The organism is Vibrio sp. 10N.222.48.A3 (assembly GCF_041475345.1).
GTDB classification, from domain to species: Bacteria; Pseudomonadota; Gammaproteobacteria; order Enterobacterales; family Vibrionaceae; genus Vibrio; species Vibrio tasmaniensis_A.
In genome coordinates this window covers 1-7,322 of the sequence record NZ_JBFRVX010001062.1, presented here as the reverse complement: position 1 = coordinate 7,322, position 7,322 = coordinate 1, and the positions used below count along the sequence as shown (strand labels likewise).

6 protein-coding genes are annotated in these 7,322 nt (G+C 44.4%); 4 read left to right on the top strand and 2 right to left on the bottom strand.

The features are described 5' to 3' along the window. The coding region (locus tag AB4653_RS23620) for a GTPase family protein (RefSeq protein WP_372105462.1) at positions 1-1,611 on the top strand (1,611 nt) is incomplete at its 5' end. Positions 1,612-2,462: 851 nt separating this feature from the next. After that, a complete protein-coding gene (gene tnaA, locus AB4653_RS23615) occupies positions 2,463-3,935 on the top strand; it encodes a tryptophanase (protein WP_102257319.1) in 1,473 nt (490 codons plus the stop codon). A gap of 166 nt (positions 3,936-4,101) precedes the next feature. Here tnaA and AB4653_RS23610 read toward each other — a convergent pair whose 3' ends face one another. Continuing rightward, on the bottom strand, positions 4,102-4,986 hold the full coding sequence (locus AB4653_RS23610; protein ID WP_017090766.1) for a LysR family transcriptional regulator: 885 nt from the start codon (positions 4,984-4,986) through the stop codon (positions 4,102-4,104). Between the two features lie 256 nt (positions 4,987-5,242). On the opposite strand from AB4653_RS23610, the gene AB4653_RS23605 reads away from it, so the two are divergent. Beyond that, complete coding sequence (locus AB4653_RS23605; RefSeq protein WP_017081013.1) at positions 5,243-5,482, top strand: hypothetical protein; 240 nt, start codon at positions 5,243-5,245, stop codon at positions 5,480-5,482. 214 nt (positions 5,483-5,696) lie between these two features. Beyond that, entirely contained in the window at positions 5,697-6,014 is a 318-nt protein-coding gene (locus AB4653_RS23600) for a Dabb family protein (protein ID WP_081304112.1), read from the top strand. Positions 6,015-6,106: 92 nt separating this feature from the next. Here the strand turns inward: AB4653_RS23600 and AB4653_RS23595 are convergent, their stop codons facing one another. Continuing rightward, positions 6,107-7,318: a DUF3103 domain-containing protein gene (locus tag AB4653_RS23595; protein WP_102257318.1), complete on the bottom strand. Its 1,212-nt coding sequence runs from the start codon at positions 7,316-7,318 to the stop codon at positions 6,107-6,109. Positions 7,319-7,322 lie beyond the last annotated feature (4 nt).

Here is a 7,322-nt window from a genome sequence, read left to right as displayed (position 1 = left end):
ATCTTCCCAAGCATTATCATGATGGGTTTTGGTGTCTTCTTGGCGATCAAATACGGTTACCTACTCGAAATGTCGATTGCCATTGCCGTGAGTACCTTGGTGTTCACCATTCCTCTGTTCATTTCTAGCCGCTCTTCACGCGATTCTTCAAGCCGCTCTTCAAGTACGGAGCCCTTCTCGAATAAAGAGAGTGACGGCCTTGGTGAGGATACTGCTGAAGCTGAATCACAGCATAAAAAAGCTGATATCAACGATGCATTGGTTAAGGCTTCGGCTGATTGGTCTCAAAAAGAACTGTCGATCTGGAATGATTCAAAACACCATGTACGACAACAATTACTGGTCGACATAGAGTGGGGCAACCTAGACCAAACCGGTTTAGAAGTACTTGAGTTTGTGGCGAAAAAGTTTGATAAGAAATCGCTCGATTTCTCGATTCCTGAAGGACTAAAGCTGTTCGAAGAGGTCAGCCGACGCTACAAACTGGTAGTACGAGAGCATATACCGGGCATTGAGTATCTCAAGGTTTCTTACATTAAGGCGGGCTACGAAGCCTATGATAAATATGGCGAGCTAGGGCAGAAGATCGTTAAGGCCGCTATTTGGGGGAATCACCTCAAAAACCTCTATTTGAACCCGTTAAAAGTTGTTTCTGATTTAGGGAGAGAGCAAGCGACATCTTCAATGACAAGAGGTGTGGTTGATGACATGCAACACGCCGCTAAACAAGCCTTGTTAGATGAAGTCGCTGCGGTGGCGATTGACCTCTACAGCGGACGTTTCAGCATTGAAGATGAAGCACTGAAAGCGTCCGGTGTGTCTGAACTCGACGAACAACGCTTTGCTCCTGAATTAGAGCCTGTGCGAATAGTGCTGGTGGGGCAAACCAGCTCTGGTAAATCTTCGCTTATCAATGCGCTTAAGCAAGAGTTGGTAGCTGAAGTGGATGTACTGCCATCAACCGACACTTCAACTGTGTATAACGCGTTTGTCGACGACAATGATGTTCGCGTTGTTGATCTTCAGGGGCTTGATGGCAACCTTAAAACCGAAGCCTTAATGCTGAAAGAGATGACCCAAGCCGATGTGGTGCTATGGGTGCTTAAAGCCAATCAATCTGCGCGTGATTTGGATAAGCAATTGAAAGATAGATTTGATGCTTTCTATGACGATCCTAAGAACATCTCACGCAAGAAACCGATTGTGGTGTCGGTTGTGAATCAGGTAGACCGATTAAAGCCTGTAGACGATTGGCAGCCGCCGTATGACTTAGATAATCCAACATCGACCAAAGCGAAGATCATTGCTCAAGCGCTCGAATACAATCATATCTTGCTGCAAACCGATATAGTGTTACCGCTGGCGATTGCGCCAGAAAAGGTACAGTTTGGTTTAGATACTTTAAGGCAGACGTTGATTGAACGTATCGCTGACGCAAATAACGTTCAGAGAAATCGCCAACGTTTAGAAGCCATGAAAAGAGGGACGTCGGTTAAAGGCCAACTGAATAAAGCGGTCAAGGCGGGTAAGAAGGTTGCCCCCAGTGCTTTGAAAGCAGCGACGCCAAAACTGGCTGAAATGGCCATCAAGCAAGTCGTGAAGAAAAAGTAATCCACGACTGCGCCTGCAAAACGGTTCTGGTGGGGCTGAGACTCATCAGAACTGAGTTATTTGGAGCGTGAGAGCTTATCTCTTTTAGTTAAGGCTGAGAACTTTAGTGCTTAGCTTTTTTAGAACGGTGAGTTTTAGAGCTTAGCTCTTTAGCTCAGTAGCTCTCTAGAAGATAGATTCCTAGAAGATAGTTTTTTAGAAAACAGCCATCTTCGCCCCTTATTAGATAAGTCTTGAGTTTAAAAGAGATTCGATATTATTAAGTAACTCGCTGAACTAGTTTAATAGTATATAAACTGCTGTGATTCACAGTTTATATAACATGCTATCGTATTTAATCATCATTCTAAATGTTGATCACATTTATACTTTTCTAAGCTGTATTTATAAAACAATTGCACTATATTTAAATTCCGGATCATCTTGATTTCAACGTAGGGATATATTGTGAACATGTATCTGAAATGGCAATCAACAACATGGCTAACCTTGTTAGCTTGGTATACCTTAGATCACCAGCTCTCGTTCCGCCTTTCTTCAGAGTAGTACCCTCTAGGCGTCACGCGCCAGCAAAGCAGCGTGCTTTGTTTACCTATCAGCAGCTTTGATAACCTTTGAACACATGAATGTCGCACTTATTATTCCGTGCAGAATATTCGTTGTTTTGTCGTTCTCGCTAATTATCTCAGCCTCTGTTTAGGTTTGATTAATAAATCATTATTTAACTTGTTTATTTTCACTGTTAATTTTCCGTGTGTCTTTATATGGATCTATTAATTTAATGGTGAGGATTCGTGACATCTAAAGAAAATACATTTCGACCTGATCAGAATGTATTGAAAGGTATTATTATGGAAAACTTCAAACATCTACCAGAACCGTTTCGTATTCGTGTTGTAGAGCCAGTAAAAAGAACAACGCGCGCCTATCGTGAACAAGCCATTGTCGAAGCGGGGATGAACCCATTTTTGCTCGACAGTGATGATGTGTTTATCGACTTACTGACAGACAGCGGAACAGGATCTATTACTCAGCGTATGCAAGCCGCGATGTTAATGGGTGATGAAGCTTACAGTGGTAGCCGCAGTTACTACGCATTGTCGAACGCGGTTAAGGATATCTTCGGTTACGAGTTGACGATTCCAACACACCAAGGGCGCGGCGCAGAGCAGATCTACATTCCTGTTCTTATCAAGAAGCGTGAAATGGAGAAAGGGCTCGATCGCAGCAAAATGGTCGCCTTGTCGAACTACTTCTTCGATACAACACAAGGTCACACCCAAGTGAATTGCTGTGTGGCGAAAAACGTTTATACCAAAGAAGCGTTCGATACCTCAGTGAATGCGGACTTCAAAGGCAACTTCGATGTGGTGAAGCTGGAAGAAGCGATTTTAGAAGCGGGCGCAGCCAATGTTCCTTATATTGTGAGCACCATTACTTGTAACTCTGCTGGTGGACAGCCAGTGTCTATCGCCAACCTAAAAGCCGTGTATCAAGTGGCTCAGAAGTACGACATCCCTGTGATCATGGATTCTGCACGTTACGCTGAAAATGCCTACTTCATTCAACAACGAGAAGCGGGTTATCAAGATTGGACAATCGAACAGATCACGCGTGAGTCTTACAAATACGCGGATGGCTTAGCCATGTCTGCCAAGAAAGATGCCATGGTGCAAATGGGCGGCTTGTTGTGCTTTAAAGACGACTCTTTCATGGATGTGTACACAGAGTGTCGAACTTTGTGTGTGGTGCAAGAAGGCTTCCCAACCTATGGTGGCTTAGAAGGTGGCGCGATGGAGCGTCTTGCGGTTGGCCTTTATGACGGCATGCGCCAAGATTGGTTAGAGTACCGTATTGGTCAGGTTCAATACCTTGTTGATGGCTTAGAAGCGATGGGCATCGTGTGCCAGCAAGCAGGCGGTCACGCTGCGTTTGTCGATGCGGGTAAACTGCTTCCTCACATTCCAGCAGGTCAGTTCCCAGCACATGCTTTGGCGTGTGAACTCTATAAAGTCGCGGGTATCAGAGCGGTTGAGATTGGCTCATTGCTGCAAGGTCGCGACCCAGCAACCGGTGAACAACACCCATGCCCTGCAGAGTTATTGCGCCTTACCATTCCTCGCGCGACCTACACACAAACCCACATGGACTTCATCATCGAAGCATTTGAAAAAGTGAAAGAGAATGCAGGACAAGTGAAAGGGCTCGACTTTACCTACGAGCCGCCGGTGTTAAGACATTTCACTGCGCGCTTGAAAGAGGTTGAAACCAGCGAGAAACAAACAGAAAAAAAGAACGAACAAACGCTCGAAGAAGCATTTTAAAATAAAAACATAAGCGAATAGTCACTAGAACCCTAATCAAAGGCTCCCTCGGGAGCCTTTTCTTTTTTGGATGGTAGGGAGTTAAGTCATCAAGCAGCTAAGCGGCTAAGTCTTTAAGCTTTATAAGCTCTTAACCCGTTAATCATTTAGGCCTTTAGATGTTGAACTACGCTTGTTTGTTTTTTAGGGTGGATTTCAACATTTGGAATAGCCACTGATTCAAAGGCGCGTCTTTCTGTGAACGACGGCAGCTCATCACATAACCCACATCGATCGTCAGTTTTTCGGGTAAATCAATACTACGACAGCCTTCAGGTACGCTGCCATTGAGGGTGATACCAAAATAGTCGGATTTGAACACAACGTCGTGAATCATCGCAGGGTGGTCGACTTCCACTCTTGGGTTGACGTGAAAACCGATATTCCTAAGGCGATCAAGGATCGGGTATTTATTGTCATTCCATCCCGGGGTTTTAAATAGAATGATTGGGTAGTTGGCGAGCGACTCAAAGTCTTTCGCTGGATGATCCTCTCTCACGAAGAACACCACTTTTCCTTTACCGAATTCCATTTGAGAAATTGACTGTGGCAAGGTTTCATCAAAGTAATGAACCGCTATGGATTCTTCGCCGTCGATGAGCCTGTTCCTCACATTGCTTCCCCACCGAACGAATGAGTAGTGAGCATGCGGGGCTTCTTTACTCAGAGCAAAGTAGAGCTTCGAGCCAAAGCGCTCCCAGAACAGTGTATTTGCGTAGATTTTGATATCACCTTGGTAAGTTTCTGGCGAAAATACTTGGTGTTTAATTGCTTCAACGCTGCTCAAGATCTGCTCAAAATTTTCGATGTTGGTTTCAACAAAAGTCGTGGGTTCAAACCCGTGTTTGGTTTGAATGAACAGTGGGTCGTCGAGCTGTAACTTTAATTTCGAAAGGTTCTTGCTGATCGCCCCAGAGGTTTTTCCTAACGACTCCGCAACCAGCCCAACATTGCGAAGTTCATACATACGCTTGATGACGAGGATATTTTGAATGTCTAGATTGATGTCCATAGGCTCTCCAAATGAATCCTTTTATAGGTAGTAATTTCGGTGCGGTAGGCGTGCTGAAATTATGTGACTCTAATATCATAGTGCCAATAAAAATCTTATAAGACAGCACCGCGTCAGAACTTCGCTAATCCATTGATTTTCCATTTGGTAAATCTTGCTTTTCCTCGAATGGCTTTCACTCAAGCGCTAAAGTTACCTCAACAAAGAAACACAGATACCAAACGAACAAATAATTAAAAAGAATATGAGGTGATGTATGAAAAAGTTAATCGCACTAGGCTTAATGGCTCTTTCAATGAACACGGCTTTTGCTGCCGACGGTACGTATACAGGGACTATCGACATGACAAGAAGCGAAGGTAATCAAGTAAAGGCTGAGCGTGTTGAATCTGACTTAACACTGGAAGGAAGAAATGAAGCGTCTAACGGCGGAATCCAATTCCAAAAGAACGTAGATCAAGACCAAACGATCCAGCTTACAGGTCGTCGTGATTAACGTTAAAGATGTGCTTACCATTGTCATGAGAAATGCTGCGCCCTTGGGTGCAGCATTTTTCGTTATTGGGTTGTGGAGTATTTTATAAACTCTAGCGATCTAGCCTTGGCATGTTGTGTAACGTGTGGCATTTTGTTGTTCTCTAATTTAGATCGCTATTGGGTGTTGGTTAAGCATTACAAACCAGTAAGCGAACGACTCGAAAGGACAAGGAATGACTCAAAAAGAAACGGGAATGATTCGTCATATTCTACTGATTAAGTTTAAAGAAAACGCTGAGGTTTCAGAGGTTCAAAAACTAAAGATGCTGTTTGAAGCGATGCCAAACAAGGTTGAAGGGGTCACTTCAGTAGAATGGGGATTAAATGACAGCCCTGAAAACAAGAATCAAGGTTATACCCACTCAGTGTTAATGACGTTCGCTGATGAAGAAGGCCGCCAGAATTACCTTCCGCACCCTGAGCATGATGCGCTGAAAGATGTATTTCGTCCGCTTTTAGAAGACATCATTGTGTTTGATTACTCCCTGTAATTAGGTTCTGAGTAGGTCTCTTGTGTTTGACTTACCTTCGATAATGAAGAGTTAGGGCCTAGCGTTTAAGCCCTAACTGAATAAGAAACGACTTACTCTGTTGGTGAAATCGTGACTGGTGCAAACGATGCGACAGCATTTCCGCCTGCGCCCGGACGGTCTACATAAGGTGTGTTCTGCATTAAGGTGTAGTACACATCCACGAAGTCATCATCATTCACTAATACACCATCAGGAATCACATCGATAATCTTGCCTGTGATCTGAGGGATGATCGCATAACCTTGAACTTCTGGATCAGGAATCATCTTCAGTATCTCTTCTGCGGCTTGAACCAAGAGTTTTGCTAGTGCTTTATAATCTGTTCCATCATCGTGTTCCATTAAGATCATATCTGCAGCGCCCCAACGGTAGCGAGGCCAGAAGATGACGGTCTGGTTCGGGTAGTACGTCTGTTTGTCGTAGTCCAGATAAGGCATCTCAACGAGGTCGATTTGGGGCTCTAAACGACTTGAATCGACACCCGTCACGATAGCGTAGATTTCCGCTTTACCAGAGATCCAAGGTTCTTGGTCGACGGCTAAACGGATTTTGGTTAATTGTGTGGTATTCAACGGCTCAAGTTCCGACAAGGCCATCGAGCGACGTGCCCTGTTCATCAAAGACGGTTTTTGAGGTTTACTCTCGTCGGCATTGGTATCGCTAACGGCATTGATTTGCGTTGTAGTACCCAGTTTTTGCATCTCTGCCTGCATTGCCATTAAGCCTGCTTTGAGCTCTTCAGCACCGTTACTATCAACCACAAACACTGGGACGTCTGGCATTTGGTACACATCTAATTCATGAACTTGTCCGTACACGTCATACGCTTCAATGTATTGCCAATTCGAATCATCGCCTGATGGTTCAAACGCGAATAATGGGCTTTCGCCGTTCTTCCAGGCTTCAATCATCGCTTCATCAGCCATGCGAACCTCTAACACAGAGTCGCTGAAGTCGTTGATCCCTTTCATCTTGCGATAACCAAGATCCGCTTTCTGCATCCGGCTTGAAAATGCAGAGTAGGGCTGAGTAGAGCTCAATTTATCTACAGGCGCGGATAAGTTCTTTTCTGAGATCTGAGCTTTTAAGGAGAGCTCAAGATCGGAATAACGCTCGCTGATTTGTAACGCCAGAGATTGCTTTTGCGCTGCGCTACTTTCTGCAATACCTAATGAATCCGTTGTCTCAATATTTTGCGCATAAGACTGGAAGCCAACCACTGTCGTTGCAAGCACCATACTGATAGGAAAAGATGGTCTCATAAAT